Origin of the sequence: Vibrio sp. EA2, assembly GCF_033042495.1 — a bacterium.
Lineage (GTDB): Bacteria > Pseudomonadota > Gammaproteobacteria > Enterobacterales > Vibrionaceae > Vibrio.
Genome location: NZ_JAWLID010000001.1, coordinates 541,442 through 560,384, shown reverse-complemented (window position 1 = coordinate 560,384; position 18,943 = coordinate 541,442). Strand labels below are relative to the sequence as shown.

General features: G+C 42.7%; 21 protein-coding genes. 10 read left to right on the top strand and 11 right to left on the bottom strand.

Annotation, left to right across the window (positions count from 1 at the left end; all coding sequences use genetic code 11):
• Positions 1-201 precede the first annotated feature (201 nt).
• The 6 genes from RXX31_RS02540 (at position 202) to RXX31_RS02515 (ending at position 5,543) form a co-directional block, all read left to right on the top strand.
• Positions 202-402 (top strand): major capsid protein, encoded by a 201-nt coding sequence (locus RXX31_RS02540; RefSeq protein WP_317587518.1) that lies wholly within the window; start codon positions 202-204, stop codon positions 400-402.
• A 136-nt stretch (positions 403-538) separates the two neighbouring features.
• A complete protein-coding gene (locus tag RXX31_RS02535) occupies positions 539-1,975 on the top strand; it encodes a virulence factor TspB C-terminal domain-related protein (RefSeq protein ID WP_317587517.1) in 1,437 nt (478 codons plus the stop codon).
• Positions 1,975-2,304, top strand: coding sequence for a DUF2523 domain-containing protein (locus RXX31_RS02530; RefSeq protein ID WP_317587516.1), 330 nt, complete (start codon positions 1,975-1,977; stop codon positions 2,302-2,304). Before RXX31_RS02535 ends, RXX31_RS02530 begins: the two co-directional genes overlap by 1 nt.
• Before the next feature lie 11 nt (positions 2,305-2,315).
• Entirely contained in the window at positions 2,316-3,644 is a 1,329-nt protein-coding gene (locus RXX31_RS02525; protein WP_317587515.1) for a zonular occludens toxin domain-containing protein, read from the top strand.
• Positions 3,637-4,821: a hypothetical protein gene (locus RXX31_RS02520; protein WP_317587514.1), complete on the top strand. Its 1,185-nt coding sequence runs from the start codon at positions 3,637-3,639 to the stop codon at positions 4,819-4,821. The genes RXX31_RS02525 and RXX31_RS02520 overlap by 8 nt, the downstream gene beginning before the upstream one ends.
• 401 nt (positions 4,822-5,222) lie before the next feature.
• Entirely contained in the window at positions 5,223-5,543 is a 321-nt protein-coding gene (locus tag RXX31_RS02515; protein ID WP_317587513.1) for a hypothetical protein, read from the top strand.
• Between the two features lie 165 nt (positions 5,544-5,708).
• Here the strand turns inward: RXX31_RS02515 and RXX31_RS02510 are convergent, their stop codons facing one another.
• Entirely contained in the window at positions 5,709-6,086 is a 378-nt protein-coding gene (locus RXX31_RS02510; protein WP_317587512.1) for a regulator, read from the bottom strand.
• A gap of 359 nt (positions 6,087-6,445) precedes the next feature.
• Between RXX31_RS02510 and RXX31_RS02505 the strand changes: the two genes are divergently transcribed.
• Positions 6,446-7,516, top strand: a complete 1,071-nt coding sequence (locus tag RXX31_RS02505) for an AAA family ATPase (protein WP_317587511.1) — start codon at positions 6,446-6,448, stop codon at positions 7,514-7,516.
• The gene (locus tag RXX31_RS02500; protein ID WP_317587510.1) at positions 7,516-8,118 is read left to right on the top strand and encodes a DUF3226 domain-containing protein; all 603 of its coding nucleotides are present in this window, start codon (positions 7,516-7,518) and stop codon (positions 8,116-8,118) included. The genes RXX31_RS02505 and RXX31_RS02500 overlap by 1 nt, the downstream gene beginning before the upstream one ends.
• Positions 8,119-8,151: 33 nt before the next feature.
• On the opposite strand, the gene RXX31_RS02495 is transcribed toward RXX31_RS02500, so the two are convergent.
• On the bottom strand, positions 8,152-8,502 hold the full coding sequence (locus tag RXX31_RS02495) for a regulator (RefSeq protein ID WP_411197962.1): 351 nt from the start codon (positions 8,500-8,502) through the stop codon (positions 8,152-8,154).
• A 187-nt stretch (positions 8,503-8,689) separates the two neighbouring features.
• Between RXX31_RS02495 and RXX31_RS02490 the strand changes: the two genes are divergently transcribed.
• Both RXX31_RS02490 and RXX31_RS02485 read left to right on the top strand, forming a co-directional pair.
• The gene (locus RXX31_RS02490; protein WP_317587508.1) at positions 8,690-8,878 is read left to right on the top strand and encodes a hypothetical protein; all 189 of its coding nucleotides are present in this window, start codon (positions 8,690-8,692) and stop codon (positions 8,876-8,878) included.
• Between the two features lie 177 nt (positions 8,879-9,055).
• Positions 9,056-9,277 (top strand): hypothetical protein, encoded by a 222-nt coding sequence (locus tag RXX31_RS02485; protein ID WP_317587507.1) that lies wholly within the window; start codon positions 9,056-9,058, stop codon positions 9,275-9,277.
• Positions 9,278-9,342: 65 nt separating this feature from the next.
• On the opposite strand, the gene RXX31_RS02480 is transcribed toward RXX31_RS02485, so the two are convergent.
• The 9 genes from RXX31_RS02480 to RXX31_RS02440 form a co-directional block, all read right to left on the bottom strand.
• The gene (locus tag RXX31_RS02480) at positions 9,343-9,735 is read right to left on the bottom strand and encodes a universal stress protein (protein ID WP_317587506.1); all 393 of its coding nucleotides are present in this window, start codon (positions 9,733-9,735) and stop codon (positions 9,343-9,345) included.
• Positions 9,736-10,677: 942 nt separating this feature from the next.
• Positions 10,678-10,836: a YoaH family protein gene (locus RXX31_RS02475; protein WP_317587505.1), complete on the bottom strand. Its 159-nt coding sequence runs from the start codon at positions 10,834-10,836 to the stop codon at positions 10,678-10,680.
• Positions 10,837-10,878: 42 nt separating this feature from the next.
• Positions 10,879-12,006 carry a conjugal transfer protein TraF gene (locus RXX31_RS02470; RefSeq protein ID WP_317587504.1) on the bottom strand — a complete coding sequence of 376 codons (1,128 nt, stop codon included), beginning with the start codon at positions 12,004-12,006 and terminating at the stop codon, positions 10,879-10,881.
• A 59-nt stretch (positions 12,007-12,065) separates the two neighbouring features.
• A complete protein-coding gene (locus RXX31_RS02465; protein WP_317587503.1) occupies positions 12,066-12,947 on the bottom strand; it encodes a DUF2861 family protein in 882 nt (293 codons plus the stop codon).
• Between the two features lie 6 nt (positions 12,948-12,953).
• Positions 12,954-13,622, bottom strand: coding sequence for a response regulator transcription factor VxrB (vxrB, locus tag RXX31_RS02460; protein WP_317587502.1), 669 nt, complete (start codon positions 13,620-13,622; stop codon positions 12,954-12,956).
• Positions 13,597-15,051, bottom strand: coding sequence for a sensor histidine kinase VxrA (gene vxrA / locus RXX31_RS02455; protein WP_317587501.1), 1,455 nt, complete (start codon positions 15,049-15,051; stop codon positions 13,597-13,599). The genes vxrB and vxrA overlap by 26 nt, the downstream gene beginning before the upstream one ends.
• Before the next feature lie 156 nt (positions 15,052-15,207).
• Positions 15,208-16,584 (bottom strand): Re/Si-specific NAD(P)(+) transhydrogenase subunit beta, encoded by a 1,377-nt coding sequence (pntB, locus tag RXX31_RS02450; RefSeq protein WP_317587500.1) that lies wholly within the window; start codon positions 16,582-16,584, stop codon positions 15,208-15,210.
• 9 nt (positions 16,585-16,593) lie between these two features.
• Entirely contained in the window at positions 16,594-18,150 is a 1,557-nt protein-coding gene (locus tag RXX31_RS02445) for a Re/Si-specific NAD(P)(+) transhydrogenase subunit alpha (RefSeq protein WP_317587499.1), read from the bottom strand.
• 435 nt (positions 18,151-18,585) lie between these two features.
• Positions 18,586-18,867, bottom strand: a complete 282-nt coding sequence (locus RXX31_RS02440; protein WP_317587498.1) for an HlyU family transcriptional regulator — start codon at positions 18,865-18,867, stop codon at positions 18,586-18,588.
• Between the last annotated feature and the right edge of the window lie 76 nt (positions 18,868-18,943).

Here is an 18,943-nt window from a genome sequence, read left to right as displayed (position 1 = left end):
CTCTGTATGTACGTTCTCATCTGCGAACAACCAATAGTAAATAACAGTTGTGCTTCGGGATTTAGTTCGGTGCTCCTCACTGACATTGTGCCGAACTATATGACCACCGCCCAACTCATCGAGGTAATGCCAGCGGCAACACTGTTTCTGGCGACCTGTTGGTGTTGGAAAAAAATGTCTAATTAAATAAGGAATAGACCTATGAAAAATATTCGTACTCGTATGCTGGTTGCGGCTGGCGTTCTTACTGCATCGGCTTCAGCTTTTGCAACTGGCACTGGTCCTGATGCGTCATCAGTGACAGGCATGATTACTGGCTTTGGTGCGTTCGTTGCCGCCGTGGGTGGTGCAATGGTTTTGATTACTGTCGCTAAAAAAGCGTGGGGCAAAATCGGCGGTTAATCACCCCTCTTCTTTTCTTCTTTCTCAAGGGGGCGTTCTTCGCCCCTTTTTTGATCCAAGGGCAAGCTATGACTTATGACACTTTCCTCGTCGTCCTTTTCCTTATCGGCATGTTCGTTCTGTTTGGGTGATTGAGATGAAATACATTATTTCTTTATTTCTTGTATTAATGAGTTTTCAATCCAGTGCAACTGTGGCTTCTATTCCTTCTGAAAAAGGAAGGGGTTTAAAGGTGGAGTTTTATTGTTATTACGAAAATCCATTTGAAACTGTTACTTACCGTCTCGATGCACCTTATAAGGGACCATATCCAGTTCATCTCTGTCGTGAATATTCAGGTGAAGGGAAGCCTGCTTCTTCTAAGTGGGGTAGAACTAAATACATTACTGAATACCATTGCCCTAACCCTGATTATCCAGTTCTTTCTGAGGACAAGATGACTTGTTATGCGGCTGAGCCTGTAAAGCCAAGTTGTGACGACCCAGAGTTACAAAAAGAAATTCAACACGCGCATCATGCCTGTAAATTATCCATGCCTGAAACTGAGTTCTTCTCCAACGTGTTCAAGTGGTGGTGTGAGAACGGTGACGTCTATACCTATTGTGGCCTTGAGCCTAAGAACTGCATTCAAGGTTTAACGTGTTCTAAACCAGACTTTGACGTTCCCGTTTGTAACCCTGCTAAAGAAGAATGCGAACTTCCAGAACCTGACCCCGATACACCAGGAACACCAGAAACCCCAATTCCTGATATCAAAATCGAAAAGCCAGAAGAACCGCCAGAAGATTACTGTAAACAGTTCCCTGATATGTGTATCGTCCCTGAGTATCCAAACGATCCAGATTTGCCGAACCCAGACCCAGACGTTCCTAACAAACCGGACGAAACGGCGAATAACCTCTTAGAAAACATTCACGCGACGCTGGATAGTTTCCGCACTAACTCGATGCTCGATAACAACAAAGACGGCCGTTGGCAGCAACATATGTTAGGCCAAGTACGAGCACTGCTTAAGGCTCTAAAAGATGGAGTGAAAGTGAACGGCGGTGGCGGCGGTAGTGAGGCTGGCATGGCGGCATTGGGCGATAAGTTAGGAGAAAAATTGGATGAAATTAAGTGCGAACTAGCGGAAGACTGTGAAGGAGAAGAAAAGGAAAAGCCGAGCGCCAAAGTCGATTGTGAAAAAAGCATTTTTGAGTGTAAGGGCGATGTCATTCAGTGCGCACTATTAAAAGTTCAGTATGAAGATACTTGCCCCGTTGAGCAGCTGGCCGAACTCAAAGACAAAATGGATAAGCTCTTTGTTACCGACAGAACGGGTGAACTTGTTGATAAAGACACCATCGACTTTTCAAAGATTGATTCGAAATACTTATCTAACGGTGTTTCGTTTGGAAATGCCAATTGCCCTTCACCAGAGAGCTTTACCATCAATCATTTTGCTGGAAGCACGTCGGTTGAAATCTCTTACGAACCCGCCTGTCACTATGCGCGAATCGCGGCACCTGTCCATGTCATTTTAGCTTGGGTTGCGGGTTTGCTTTTAATTGGTAGAACACAAGGAGCGTTCTAATGGGTTACTTCTTTTCTTTTCTTTCGGCAACGCTGCTGCCATTGCTACCGTCTATCTTCCGAACCATAGCAACGTATGTTGCCATTTCCATTGGTTTTGGTCTGGTCGCGTATACCGGAACGAATCAGTTTCTCGATATGTTGGCCGATTACATCCAAGCCAACATATCGGGCGTTCCTGCCAAACTGGCGCAACTTATGGCACTCGCGGCGATCGATACCTGTATCAATGTGATCCTTTCTTGCCTTGTTTTTTCATTCACCCTGAACGGTCTGATGGGTGCAAGCGGTTATCGTCCGTCATGGCGCAAACCGGTTAGTCCAGATTAGGAGATTGACTTATGTTTTTCGCTTTTAGTGGTGGCGTGGGAACGGGTAAAACTCTCCACGCCGTTAAGACGCTCATCGAGAAGGACGAATTTATTGGGCGCCCTATTTTCTATCATGGTGTGCGCGTTCTTCTCTTGGATTACTCCGTGTGTGACAGCTTTCAAGGTTGGTTCTATGGGATTCACTGGCCTGCAAACAATCACAACAAAGCACTAGAGAAAAAGGTACTGCGCATCGAGGATGAAGGACGACTGGCCGAGCTCGAAGACTTCCCGTATCTGGCCTATCAGTTCTCTAAACACAACCCTGTGGAACAATGGTTGTTCTGGTACAAAAAGACCGCCTCAAAGAAACGACTCGCGCACCTTCAAGAAGCACTGGACGTACTTGAAATTGATGAATCCGAGCTTGAGGCCTCGCACATCGCTGAGTTGGGGCTTTCATGGCAAAGCTTTGATAACCCGCTTGAGATCCACAAACTTCCGGCGGGTTCGGTCATCTTCATTGATGAGGTTCAGAACATTTGGCCTCCTCGTGGTGGCAGCACCAAACCAACCGAAGCGCTGAAATGGATGACAAAGAGCCGTCACGGTGGTTCGGACTTGGTGTTTGTCTCTCAGGATTTTCGAGACGTTGACCAAATCATACGGCGCCGTATTCAGGAGCACATTCACCTTGAGTTTATTGGTGGTGATGCGCTTCACCGTTACACACACATTGAAGGTATTGAAACCCCTGCCGATTTAGCCAAAGCGGAAAAGAAAAAGATTCGCCGCGACTCCAACTTTTACGGCGTTTATCTCAGTGCGATTAAACACACTCAAAAGCCAAAACTCGACCCTCAAATCAAGAAAGGGTTAACCATGTTCGGCTTTGTTGCGGTGGGCATGTCCATTTGTGCGTATGGGTTTTACTACTTCTATCAAAACTCAGTGGTTCAAGCGACTGAGGTAGCACCCGTAGAAGATTTTCAGAACGCGCATGCTTCAGTGACTGGAATCAGTACAAACAATTTAGTACCTGGTCAAACGAGTGAAAATTATATTACGCGTTTGCTACCTGCAGAAGAATCACTGCCGTTCTCCGCGCCCGCCTATTACCGCTTAACTGCTGAGGCTTTGCAGTATCCAGAACTGACATGCGTCATTAACTATTCAACGTGTTCTTGCTTCACTCAACAAATGACCCGCTACGCCATCGACGATAACCACTGCGAGAACATAGCGCGTTACGGCTACTTTGATCCTTTTGTTGAGCAACAAGAAAACACAAGAAACAGACGCGACCGAAAAACTCACACATCGAGTGGACTAAACAAAGGAGGTATTCACAATGGTTAGGTTCTTACTGGTACTCATGCTGATTTCCCCACTGGCGAACGCTTTCGAGTCGAACCTATCCGGTAAGACACTGAACGAGTTTTTCATTATCGCGAGTCAGACCTTCCAAAAGACGATAGTTTCTGACCCATCGATTAACGGTGACTTGAAAATCTATCAAGCCTCCGGTGCGGCGAACTTTCGGGATGTGTGGTTTAGTGTAATGCGAGCACATAACCTCACTTACATTGAATCGAAAACCGTGATTCGGGTGCAGTTACGTAACCAGCTGGACGCAGGTAACCTCATCACCACACGGACATACCGACTCGAATACATGGCCGCCGATGATTTGAAAGACTCATTAGCGCAATCACTCCGAGTGCAAGCCTCCGTACTGGACGTTCCTGACGTTACGCATGTATCGAGCATCATTGCGGGAACGGCTTTGATGGTGACAGCCCCTCAAAACATGCACCCATCAGTCGAGGAATTCATTCGCTACATTGATAAGCCAATGCGACAAATCAAAGTCAGAGCCGTAATTGTTGAAACCTCTCGCGGCAACCTATCCGACTTAACCGTGGATTGGAAAGCGGGTGCAGGTGCAGTGAGTGCGGCCTTTTCTGGTGCTGCAGCTGGATTCATGAATGGTGTCCCTAACCTGTCATCCAATAGCGACGACTTTACGGCCTTTATCCGATACATAGAATCCAATGACAACGCCGAAATTCTTAGCCGTCCAGAACTGACTATCTTACACGGCCAAGATGGACTGATTAGCGTTGGCCAAGAGCTGCCTTTTGTAACTGGTAGCTATACCACTGAGTCAGATTCCAGTGATAAACCCTTCCAAACCATCGAGCGTAAAGACGTTGGGTTATCGCTGTTCGTTCAGCCGCATATTGGAGCCAATGGGAATATTAAACTCCGCATACGTCAGGAACTGAGCCGAGTCGATAAGTCTGTAGAAGCAAGTGACATTGTAACGAGTAAACGACAAATCGATACGGTTCTGACGGTTAAATCGGGTGATACCATCGCACTTGGTGGCATGACGTCCAAAGAAACACAGAACGTAGAAATCAAAGTCCCCGTTCTTGGTGATATTCCGTTCCTTGGTCTGCTGTTCCGTTCTGAATCTGAGAAGGTAGCCAGCCGAACTCTCAGCGTGATTTTGTACATCGAGCAAGCCTAATTCAAATCGAGCCATAAGCTCGCTAGATGAACTAAAAGGCAACACTGAACAAGCCCCGCAGGGATAAGCAATGCGCTTGCGCAAGCGAAACACCAAGCCGCCCCATAGACTCAATTGTCCTTTGTCATCGATCGGCGCGGTTAGCTCTCTTAGTCCAATTAACGAGCTACCGCCCCTCGCCCTGCTAAGCCCTCCTCGCAGAGCCTATCAACATCAAAGGCGTGTTGGGCTACTGCAACCCACCTTACTAACAGCGTGCAATCAATCGGGTGTCTCGATGGTTGTTCTATCTTGAATGCCTGACAATAAATCGACAACAACGAAGAGAACAGCATACAAGAGTTTGAGCGTTAACGAATTATGTTGTATAAAACCTAAGTTAATATGACTTGAGGTGCTTAATGACAGCGTTTGGCATTGTTGCGATTTTTCTTAGTGTTTTAGGAGTAATAACCCCAATTATGGGTTTATTGATATCTGCACTATCTGGGCTTTTATCCATTTTGGTTTCTAAAAAATTGGATCCTTTGGCTAATGCTGCATTAATCATTAATTTATTAAACCTTACGATACTATCTCCACGTATAGTAGCTGCGATATTTCACCCAACACCTTTTTTCTTTGCTATGGGTGATGGAACTAAAGTTGTCTATATCATTTGTGTTCTGATCCAGTTGATAGGTATTGCTCTCTGGAGAATGTATTACGTTAGAAGAACATAAGCCCCTTCGCGGGGCTTTGTAATACAGTATTGAATCTGTATTAAGAAAAACGTAAACCAAGCAAACTTGTTTGAACGACTCCGAGATAAACCAGCGGCGTTTTAGCAAAGCGAATCCAGCTGGTGAGATAGAGAGTTTGCCTGGTTGCAGTTTTTCGTTACTCCGCTAACGTTTATACTTAATTTTGTGTAGCGAGCGAACGTATTTCATTATCTTAGATGTAATCACTAAGTCTGATTCCGCACCAATTTCTAATAGAGCTATACCAGTCATTATTTCTTGGGGCGTAACGGATTGGCCTGTTGGGAGTTCGAGTTTGTCTTTATGCATTTTGAAGCGCTCCCATTCTTCAGAGGCCGCCAGTTCTCTCCCTCTGGTCATCCTCATCAGACGTTTGCACTCTGGTGGTATCTGTTCACCCTCATCCCATGATTTGACTACCCTGACGCACTTAAAACACAGTGCTGCTGTTTCCTCTACACTCAAACCACACACAAATTCACGAAAAACGTAATTCTTACTCATCTTTCGAAAGTTCGTCATATAACCCCTTAATTTTAAAAGGGAAGTATATGTACGTGTAATGACATAAAACTCAATTTGGAGCTAGGAGTTATGCGGCGAGGTTAGAATTATCAACTGTAAAATACGTTTCTTAGTAACATTTTTTAATAGCTTTCGATTGCTTGTTACTATATTTCAGTAATGTATCTAGTGAAGGAATGGTTTTAGGGCTCAAACTATATACCGTTTAGTCTTAGTATCTCATGATTTTTGGACTGTCTATAAGTGACTGTTTACAAAAGTTAAAAATCTAATAGAATGTTGTCAACAACATACTAAATGGTCTAACTTGTGTTAGTATTAAACACCGTAGTCGCTACCTTGCTAGGATTGAGTTAATGATAGATTCAATATTCGTAGATAACTTTAAACAATTTTGTTCCTTCAGACTAGAAAACTTAAATCGTGTAAATGTCATATCAGGCTCTAATAACACCGGTAAATCTACGATTTTAGAAGCATTGTTTTTCTTTTATGATAGAGGAACTGCCGATAATATTTTCAAACAACTCAGTTTTAGAGGAATTAACTCTATTAAATTAGATAAATACCCTCTATGGACACCTTTATTTAATGACTTCGATATAACAAAAACAATTACTATTCGTGTTACGGATAGTGGTCAGACATATGAAGCGAAGTATACTCACGAAGATAATGCTCAAGGTGATATTAGTTCAACACAACCCAAAACAGAGAAATTCAACAACTCTATAATCACAAAATCATCTACTATTAGTGCATTAAAATCAGCATATAAGCAAGGTCGAGTTTCTCAGGGTGAGTCCTATCTTTACGCGGGAAATGAGGATAACTTTCATTTGTCCTACAAAAACTTGTTCTTGGTGAAAAAAAGAGTAGTTTATGTAGGCTCCTATACCCGAAATTACGCTATTGATGATGCAAATAAGTATGGAGAATTAGTAGTTGCCGGTGATGATCAGCAAATACTATCGTTAATTCAAAAGCTAGAGCCAAGAGTAAAAAGTATCGTCTTAGCGACTTATAATGGTGAGCCATCTATATATTGCGATGTCGGCCTAAAACGACGGGTTCCTCTTAGTATGATGGGTGAAGGTATTGGTAAATATTTTTCTATAATCGTTTCGCTATCTTACGTTGACAACTCCATTATATGTATAGATGAATTAGAAAATGGTTTACACTATTCTTTATTCCCAAGCATTCTTGAAGCTATAGAAAAAATAGCCATAGAAAAAAATAATCAAGTATTCATAACCACTCACAACCATGATTTATTAAAAGGCTTAAATATTCATTTAAAAGACTCTAAATCAGAATCTTTCGAGTATATAAGAATAGATAGAAAAGGTGATAAATATTTACCGAAATATTACGATTCAGAATTAATATCTTCGGCAATCGATAGTGAGTGGGAGATTAGATAATGTCGCTGAAAATAATGATTGTTGAAGGTGATGACGAATTTAGTTTCTTTAAAACATTTTGTCAAAAAAAGAACATTCCTGAATTCGAATGTATTAAAGTAGGAGGGAAAAGTGAGATTAAACCAACTTTACGTTTAATTAAAAACCGTCGTGATTTTGACGATATTGAGACGATAATTATAGTCCAAGATGCAGATGCATCCCACCAAGCTACTATCCAAAGTTTGCAAGCAACTCTTAGAAATCTCGACTTACCTGTGCCAGATGATCATTTGAAATTTTCCGAAGACAATGGGTTGAAGGTTGGTTTTTATGTTATGCCTGGCGATGGGAGTGCCGGTATGCTAGAAGATCTTCTACTCCAGAGTGTTGAAGATAATCCAGTAAAACTTGAAGCTGAAAAGTATATAGAACAGTTACTTCAACTAGCTCAAACTGAAACTATTGTTGCTCCAAGAAACCTCCCTAAGGCTAGATTACATGCGTATTTAAGTGGGTTAGAACGGCATAAGAAAAATATTGGGTTAGCAACTAAAGCAAGCTGCTTTAATCTTGATAGCCATCATCTAAAACCATTATCAGATTTTTTATCTGATACATAATTACCCAAAGCAAAAAGGCTCAAATACGAGCCTTTACATTATATTTTTTAGTGCTCTAGCATATTTTAAGACTCGCCCTGCTGTATCTAAGTCAGTTTTTGAGCCAATCTCTAGTAATGCAATTCCAGTCAAAACCTGCTGAGCTGTAACAAGTTGGCCAGTAGGTAACTCCAATTTGTCATAGTGCATTCTGAAGTATTCCCACTGCTGCGATGAACTCAGTTCCCTTCCTTTTACCATTCTCATTAACCTTTTACACTCCGGAGGAATAGATTTTCCCTTGTCCCATTCTTTGATAGTTCTCGCAGATTTCAAACAAAGTTCAGCTGTATCTTCGATGGATAAACCACATTCATATTCTCGGAAAATATAATTTTTATTCATTTCGCGAATCCTCAAAGTCAAGCCGGCTAAAACAAGAACTTTTGTTTAATAAGGCCTTGATAACCTTATTAAACATAAGGAGATATAATGCGCAGTGGAGGTTGTAGGAGCAAAGTTAAAATGTCACTTTAGTTTAAAATACAAAACGTTATTTGTTTTAGGATTTAAGCTTAAGGACATATTGAAGATGCTAGTGACTATGAGTAACTCTGATATCAATCGTATTAAAATCATTCAAGATGTTTGTGATCGCAGAATCCGTCGAACTGATGCGGCAGACATTCTTGATTTGCAGCGACTTATGAATCGTCTGCGAGAATTTGGCCTTGCAGGACTGGCTCACCAAGCTCGAGGTTTTCAATTTGATACCCCTTAGCACTCGCATCACAATGCATGACGTCTACACTATCAGCGCGGATAAGGCTTTTAATAAAGTAGAACTGAGAACTAGACCAAGTAACAGTTTAGTTATTTGGAACTATCGTCAATTGACCATCTAATACTAAAGTACTATCTTTACACAATTCCCTCACAATTAATAAGGATTAGTGCTATGGATAAGCTACTTGAATCTGCATTAGAAATAAAACAGAGAACAATGGTAACTGGGTTCTTCGCGAGAAACGGATTTAAGATCGCGATGACCGATTTTGATGATATGACATTTGAACGAGAAGGTGTTCAAGTCAACGTACATTTTGATATGCAGTCGAATGTGGAATCGGCTGACATTCTGAACCAAAGCACCAATATCATACCAAGTCGCTCTCGTTAGCTTTCCATATTCGCTTAACGTAAAAACATTTAAAGCCGAGCAACTAGCTCGGCTTTTTCACTATTTTAGTCGTCATGAAGGTACACAACCAATAGATCAGCCTCTACAGCGTTGGCTAGTTTAGGCACTGAGGAGAAAAAGCGGCTCAATAAGTTGTGGTGATGGCCACAAACCACTAAATCAATACCTTCCTGCTTGACTAAGCCTTCCAATTTAATGTGGAGATCACCAATAACAACCATCGTATCAGAAACAGGATACTTACATTCCGATGCAAGCGCTTGTAGCTTCCTGTTATATTCCTCTTCTTCTTTAGGTTCTAACACAACTCTATCGACATCTACGTACACAAAAGAGAGCTTGCAGCTGGGATCTGATGCCTGACTAATCGCTTTATCTATAACCAATTTGCTAGAATCAGATAAATCAACCGCGACTAATATATGCTTATAGCTCATTACTTTTCTCCCGATTAGTTTTCATAGACTTACAATAAGTCTAGTTCACTTAGACCGATTCAAGGCATGCGTTACTTCAAAACATCGAAATCTTCATCAATATTTCTAGATTGAGATACTAACTGTTAGCGTAGAGATAAACACAACACCACCAGTTTCTGTCTATGGGATTGAATTAAAGCATAGTTTTGTCGCATTAGATCCTCTTGACTTAACCATGCAATGTAACCCACTCATAGTTACCCTGTCACACTTCTTTCTAGAAAATAACTTCGTTTTATCAGGTAGTCGACCAGGTTATTTTTTGAGATTGTCCACACTATAAACACGACAATAATACATTACGTTGTAACCTAGAGTATTCGATTGGTGTTCAACGTTGTACTTGGATATACATGCGAGTTCAAAAACGTTTGCAATAGAAATAACCGCTTTAAATCCTACTTACGCTTCATTCAGTTCTGTAAATGTGCAAGTGCTCACTGCTACCCAACTTTATGTATTTAGTGGCTTCTATTTTCAAGAATGTATGTTACAACGTAGCTAATTAAATTATTTAGCATAATTCACTACCTATCCGATCTGCAAGTTGCCCCATCTTGTAACTTAATTACAGGTCGACTTGCTACTTAGAATACTCCTAGAGAGATATTCCATGTTAAACTATTGTTTTTAAATTATTTTAGTTAATACCTCACCATTTGTTAAGGTCTTTATGGTCGTTTTGTTTAGTGGTTAAAATCTGGGTTAGTAAAATTTTACTAACTATTTACAGTGGGTTTTCAATAAGGAATCCGTTTACTCAATTAAAAATCCGTGACAATGTCACGGTTAAGAAGAGTAAGTTGTATTGTTGGTAGGTACTTGGTTAGCTATACGTTAGGCACAAAAAAAGCAGGGCGTTTCTATGCCCTGCTTCTTGGTTTTATCTTTTATCGAAGTTTAGTCTTGTTGCTGTTTCTCAGCGTATTCTGCGCGGATCTGCTCAGCAACAATTTTTATTGCTTCAGCCGTACTTGTGCCTTTTGACATTAGCGCTTGAATTTTTTCTACGGCTTGCTGTTGTTCTTCGTGAGATAGAGGGGGTAAATCGTCAAACATAAAAAAGCTCCTCATTTTGAGGAGCTGACTATAACCATTCGCTTAATAGGTCGCAAGGAAATTAATTGACGCCCCCATCGCGTTTTCATTGGTATAACTTGCAGCGATATCGAGTTCAATTAAGTTTAGTGGCGACAACCCTACTCCTGCAGTAATCGTTCCGTCGTCGTTACTTCGTGCTAAGTTCTTCATATACCCAGCTCTGAGTGCCATCTGACGTAAAATATCAAACTCAACACCAGCTCGGATCATTTGCGTGTTGTCATCGAATGATGAAAAGCGTTTTTCTTCATTTAAGTCGTAGTCGACACTCATGGTAAAGTAATCTGCAACGATGCCTGCACCAACGGTATAAACTGGTCTCATACTGTATTGGTAAGATTGAATGGTATTGCCGTTGAACTGAAACGATTTGGTGTCCACATCCCTACCGATTAAGTTTTTTGCCGCAATACCGAGCCGGTATTGGCCAAAGAACCAAAGCGCCCCCGCATCCAAATTGAACATGGTTTCCGCGGTGTCGTTTTCACGTAAGTCAGCGGCATCAAAGTTATTAAAGCTTGAGGCGTATGAGTAAGTGTAAATACGTTGTAGCTTAGGTGTAATACCAAACGACAAATGCTGGCCCAAATAGTTGGTGTATTTTGCTAACGAAACTCCTGCCTCGGCAACACCAACGCTAACACCTTGGATGAAGCTGTCATTTCGCGGCTCTGTGCCAGTCATATCAATATTAGGCTGTACAAATGACTCGGTATACAGTTTACCGTATACAGTTGCAGATAAGAATTTGTTGGGGATACCAAGAGCAACGACGCCACCAAGATCAAAGTTTACTTTCTGATTCTCTTCAGCAAGCGTGTTCAATGCACTTTCGATTTCAATCGCATCAGTGAGCTTACTGATTCGATCAATTTCATCAATCAGATCGTATTGATCGTCGAAGCGAATGCCAAAGCTTGGCACAATCATACCGGCATCATCATTACGGCGGTAAATCGCAGTTAAGGCGGGGTTAAAAAATGGCGCGGTAAGGTAACTGGCAGAGACAGTGCCAACACCGCCCATCGCATCGCTACGAGCTTCAATTGCGTAAGTTGCAGCAGAAGCTACATTGGAAAATAGCGATGCGGTGATGACGGTTGATAATATTGTGAATTGTTTTTTCATACTACACTTGTGATTTCGTTCTTCCTGAACTTATATCGGCACAAATGTAATTTCTTTAGTTATTCTTCTTGCGATAGATCATAAGTGCGACTTATCGTTTGAGCTTGCTCAACAATGATGTCACCTTGCCAACGGCGACTGTTGATACTCACTGCAAGAACGTAGCGATCATTTGGTACACCAGCGAGTTCCAGCGACTCAGGGTAATTAGACTCATAGGTTTTCTTCCACATTTGTTCATATTGTCCCTCTACGTAGTCGTAAAGCCCTACTTCAAGTTGTGGCAATGGACAATGTGGATTTCTCAGTGCGCTCTTCTCAACTTTCCAGTTTTCTTTCGACGTCCAGCGAACGTATTGGCTAGAGTTGGAATCACCTAAAATAACCCAGGTCCGATACTCCGGTTTGTCTTTGGCAACCACCGTTAAATGATACAACCCGGATTCCAGTTGGCCCGTTAAGTTGTAGCGTTTGAGAAAACTTCGTTCGTTCGCTATTTCCGTACCCTCTGGTATTTCTTCTAGCGAAAATGAACTGTCTGCAGAGATAGAACTATCAACCCAACGTTTGAATGTAATTTGTTCAATGTCTGTGGTTGCTCGTAACTTGACGACCAAGCGGAACGTATCGCGACCCGGACTTTGGATCGTCTGGCGTATAACGTTAACGCCACTTATCCAGTCTGGTAAAGTAACGGCTGTAAGTGATTTTCCACAATCCTTAGTCAGAGACTGACCAAGCAGATCATTTAAGTGTGAGGTTAAATCGCGGCTGGGTTCTGTCTGCCATAGTTCAACTAATGTATTGAACATCCCTGAAAGATCATCTTCAAGCAGGTGTTGATGAGCCTGTGTTAAGGGCGTATTGGTTCGAAACCAGTCCATAGCATGGACTGGTTTCACTAACGCTAATGACAAAACTACCGGGAGTAGTACTTTCATTATTCTTTAAGCTTTCATCTTGTATCCGACACCACGAAGTGTCTCGATTTCTAAGCCTGGTAATTTCTGGCGTAGCTGAAGTACGTGAGTATCAACCGTTCGTGTAGTTGGGAAGTGGTTGTAACCCCACACGTGATCAAGTAACTCATCTCGCGTAAAGACACGGCCCAGGTTAGACGCTAAGAACAGTAGTAGGTCGAACTCTGTACGAGTCAGAGTAATTAACTCGTCTTTAAACATGACTTCACGAGTCGCGCGATCGATCTCTAAATCCTTTGTGATTACTTTATCTGTCGTTGTGCCTTCCTGCTCTGCAGAATCCGGAGCACGTAGTTGTGCTCGAATACGTGCGAACAGTTCAGCTTCTGCAAACGGCTTGGTTAAGTAGTCGTTCGCACCCGAATCTAGGCCCGCAACTTTGTCTTTTACCGTCACTAGAGCTGTCAGCAGAATGACGGGTACATCCTTGATATTTTTCCATTCAGGAAGATGTTGTACAGAGTCACCATCAGGTAACTGGCGATCGAGAATCACTAAATCGGCGTTCTTCCATTGCGATGCAACGTCCGCAATACGCTCCACATGTAAACACTCATATCCTGCTTGTTCCAGGCTTACTAACAGGCCATCAGCCAAGTTTTTATCGTCCTCAACGAGAAGCAGTGTCTGTTTCACAAGGTATCTCCAATATAAAGGTTGTAGGTGGTCCAATAAGGGACATTTTTCCGCCCATGCGGCCTACCATAGATTCAACGATTGTTAGTCCAAGTCCTAATCCGCTCTTACTTACGAACGGTTTTTTCAAATTTGTCCAGTCTTTTGCGGTCAAGTCACCGGCATCACGGACTTGGAAAACGATTTTATCTTCACTCGTTTGAACGTTCAGTTCAACCGGTGGTACGCCATACTTCAATGCATTACGCAGTAAGTTATCAATGCAAGTGCCAAGCCAGTACACGTTAACTTTAGCTGCCACATCTTCATTTATGTTGATAAGTACAGCGCTATCAAATTCTTCTTCAATCTTAAATTCTAACCATTCGGCAACAGATGGAACCCAGTCTGTTGCAAGCATTTGGTTATCAGATTGCAAATAATCCTTACTCGCCTCCGCTAATTGGCGTAATCGACGTGTATCTTCGCACAGCCTGCGGAATTCGTCATATACACTTTCAGGTAAGTGTTCAAATTCTCGGCGAAATCCTTCAACGGTCATAGACAGAGACGCGATTGGCGTTCTCAATTCATGAGTCAAAATTTGCAGTACCAGCATACGGCTGCGTAACTCTTCCCGTTTGCTGTTCCAACGATACACCGCCCAACCAATAACGAGAAGTATGTTCGCGATGACCAACACAATCATGCTGATACGCAGGATTTGGGAATGGTCTTCAACGTCCCAGCAAATATTACCTCGCTTTACGAAACAGCTTTTGTTCTCTGACGCCAGCGAATAAGACAAACCTGCGTTCGCGACATTCTCTTGCCATAGTTCTTTTTCGAACACAAAGTAGCGATCACCTCGACGTAGCCAAAGTTCATTACTTTCAATGAACATGCTTGCTCCGGCGATCAACGCATTTATGGCGTCATCATTCATGTTTTGCAAGCTTTCGAGTAACTCATCGCCCTCTTCGTTGCCACGCTCTTTTATGTGCATGTACTGAGCGAGCTTTGGTCTAAGTTCTGGATGCTTATCTACATAGCGGGCCGCATAAGTACCACCACCCGGGTGGATCAGTCCACTACGAGAGAACCATCGTGGTGTCAGCTCCGTGCCTTTACATATGGCTCGAGTGAACACAAGCGGCTCAGTGATTAAAGGGCTAAGCGGCAGTTTACCACGACAAGTCTTATCTAAACTATAAAGCTGCTGTATGTCTTTTAGCGGATAGTCGGACGTCTGCGGAAGTAATGAATCAGGCGCAAGTAACTTGGTTGGGTAATTTGATTGCAGAATACGAATATCGTACGACTTAAGAGCTACTTCATAGTTAAATAGCTCTGTAAACGTATCTATTCTCTCTGGTAATGAATCGGCTGCTGCTGTTGCCGAAAAAACCGGCAGGATAGAGGCTAAACCGAGCAAAATCTTGTTAATCAAACTGTTACCGTCACTAATTAGATTACGCGAAACTATACAGCAATCTAGAAACAAATGACATCGGGTAACTTCAGGATTTGCATTACTATAACATTGAACCAGAACAAAAAAGGGCCAGCGATTGCTGGCCCTGAGTACTTTTAAAGCAGTCTTTGATTACAACGCTTTAAAAATATTCTCCACGCTTTCTTTCGCGTCGCCAAATAGCATTGACGTGTTTTCTTTAAAGAACAACGGGTTTTGTACGCCAGCGTAACCGGTATTCATTGAACGCTTGAATACAATAACGTTTTTAGCATTCCAAACTTCTAGTACAGGCATGCCTGCGATCGGGCTGTTTGGATCTTCTAGCGCCGCTGGGTTAACGGTATCGTTAGCACCAATAACAAGTACGGTATCAGTTTCACTAAAGTCGTCATTGATTTCGTCCATTTCAAGAACGATATCATAAGGAACTTTAGCTTCTGCCAGCAATACGTTCATGTGGCCAGGTAGTCGACCCGCTACAGGGTGAATACCAAAACGTACTTCAATACCTTGTGAGCGAAGCGCATCCGTGATCTCATGTACAGGGTACTGTGCTTGTGCTACCGCCATACCGTATCCCGGAGTGATAATGACTGATTTTGAGTTTTTCAGCATTTCAGCCACTTCTTCAGCACTGGTTTCACGGTGTTCGCCCTGCTCTTCATCACCAGAAATAACGATCTCCTGACCAAATCCACCAGCAATAACACTGATGAAAGAGCGGTTCATCGCTTTACACATGATGTAAGACAGAATTGCACCTGAAGAACCAACCAACGCACCAGTTACGATCAATAGGTCGTTTGCTAGCATGAAACCTGCCGCAGCCGCTGCCCAACCAGAGTACGAGTTCAACATTGAAACAACAACTGGCATATCTGCACCACCGATTGAAGCAACCAAATGGTAACCAAAGGCAAATGCAATCAGCGTCATTACGATAAGCGCGAACATGCTGCCGTCTGCTTTTACGAAGTAGATCATAAGAAGCGTAGACACTACGATCGCAGCCAGGTTCATTTTATGTTTATGAGGAAGGTTAAGTGGAGAAGATGAAATCACCCCACGCAACTTACCAAATGCCACGATAGAACCGGTAAACGTCACCGCACCGATAAACACACCAAGGAATACTTCGACAAGGTGGATTACGTGCTCAGCATGTGTTGCCGCTTCTGGTGCGTCGAGGTAGCTGTTGTAACCAACAAGAACCGCAGCCAAACCTACGAAGCTGTGTAGAATCGCAACCAGTTCTGGCATCTCGGTCATTTCTACTTTCTTAGCGTAGAAAATACCGATCGCACCACCGATCGCCATCGCGATAATGATCCAACCAAAACCTTGAGCATCCGGACTGAAGATCGTTGCGATCAGCGCGATCGTCATACCAGCGATGCCGTAGTAGTTACCGTTACGTGCAGACTCTTGCTTAGAAAGGCCCGCCAAACTCATGATGAAAAATAATGCAGCAACAATGTAAGCTGCTTGTACTAATCCTGCAGACATTGTGACCCCTTATTTATCTTTGCGGAACATTTCAAGCATACGCTTGGTGACGGTGAAACCACCGAATATGTTGATACTCGCGATCAACACGGCGATGAACGAAAGGAAGGATACGACCCCATTACCTTGTCCAATTTGCAGTAACGCACCAACAACAATAATGCCCGAGATAGCGTTAGTTACCGACATAAGCGGCGTGTGCAGTGCATGCGTTACGTTCCATACTACGTAGTAACCTACGACACACGCTAATACGAATACTGTAAAGTGTGAAAGGAACGCCGCAGGAGCAACCGAAGCAATCCATGCAAAAGCACCAACAGCTGCAACTAAACCAACAAGTTTTTTGGTCGGAGAAGTTGGCTCTTCAACTTTTGGCTCTTTCTTAGCAACAGGTTCTTGCTTAGCCTGAGGTTGAGCAGAAACTTGAATTGGTGGCGCAGGCCAAGTTATTTCGCCTTCTTTAACAACAGTCACACCGCGAAGTACCACGTCTTCAAAATCGATATCAATGTTGCCGTCTTTCTCTTTGCAAAGAAGTTTTAGTAGGTTGACAAGGTTTGTTGCGTAAAGCTGAGAAGATTGCGTTGGCAAACGGCCTACCATATCGGTGTAACCAACAATTTTAACGCCGTTGTCAGTCATGATAACTTGGTCTTTTACCGTGTATTCACAGTTACCGCCATTCGCAGCCGCCAAGTCTACAATCACACTACCTGCTTTCATGCTGTCAACCATCTCTTTGGTGATCAGCGTCGGCGCAGGTTTTCCAGGGATCAAAGCCGTGGTGATGATGATATCAACGTCTTTCGCTTGCTCAGCGTATAATTCAGCCGCTTTCTTGTTGAAGTCATCAGACATTTCTTTAGCGTAGCCGTCGCCAGAGCCAGAATCCTCTTGGAAGTCCACGGTCAGGAATTCTGCACCCATGGACTCAACTTGCTCTTTTACTTCAGGGCGAACGTCGAATGCGCGTACAATAGCGCCAAGACTGCCTGCCGCGCCGATTGCCGCCAAACCTGCCACACCCGCACCAGCAACTAATACCTTCGCTGGTGGAACTTTACCTGCCGCCGTAATCTGACCCGTAAAGAAACGACCAAATTCATGAGCCGCTTCAACGACCGCACGGTAACCTGCGATGTTAGCCATTGAAGAAAGTGCATCTAACGCCTGAGCTCGAGAGATGCGAGGAACGGAATCCATCGCCAGAACGTTAATGTTCTTAGTAGAAAGCTGTTCCATTAGCTCTGCATTTTGTGCAGGCCAAATAAAACTAATAAGTGTCGCACCGTCTTGTAGTAGCGCGATTTCGTCGATGCCTTTTTCTTCATCTACGAGTGGCGCATTTACTTTAAGGATAAGACCTGATGTCCAAACTTCGTCACTAGAAACGATTTTCGCACCTGCAGCTTCATAAGCAGCATCATCGAAACTCGCTAGCACCCCCGCCTGAGATTCGATTGCGACGTCGAACCCCAACTTAATTAACTGCTCAACCGACTTTGGTGATGCAGCTACTCGCGATTCACCCGCGAGTATCTCTCTAGGTACACCGATTTGCAAAACGCATACTCCTTGTATACATATCTATTAATTAGTCCCAAAAATGAGCTGTGCTCTACTCTAATTCTTTTTTGTTTCTTCCTGTTTAACTACACAAGATAAATGCAATCAAAACACCGATGTTTGGGTTCACCTATTTGCACTGCAATACCCTGTTCAACAGCCCTGTTATATTCTTTTTGTATCTAAGGAGAGTCATGACTGCAAGTGTTTTGTTATATAAAAACTAAATTTCATTACATATTTCGTTAGGTAATCAAATTTTTTCTATTTGCGTCCAAAAAGTCTGGGAATCTCTTCCTGAAAAGAGGTCCAACCAGGATCTTACTAAACCCTTAATTAACAGGTGTTTAAGCCTTCAAAAAAAGAAAGAGCCATCAGCATATATACTAATGGCTCTTATTAAGATGATTCGCATCAAATTACTGTGATTTGTTAATCGAAGATCTTGTCGCCCATTTGATCAATAAACATTTGTGATTTCTTCAACATCAGCTCGTTGGCATCGACTTCTGAACCCAGCAAGTCTGAACGAATGAAACGATGTGTCTTTAGCTCGCCATCAATCTCTTTTTCAATTCGTCCTGCAATACGAAATTGACCGCCTTCAGCGATACTTTCCTGGTAGATAAGAAAGCCTTTGTATTCAACTGGCTCTACAGTTTTTACTTCGACAGTTTTTTCACTGCCTCCAAACAAACGCGAAAAGAATCCCACAATTCCTCCTTGGGCTTACACAACCTCTATAATTACTAGGTGCAGGGTTGTGTATTCATACCTATTATTAACATAA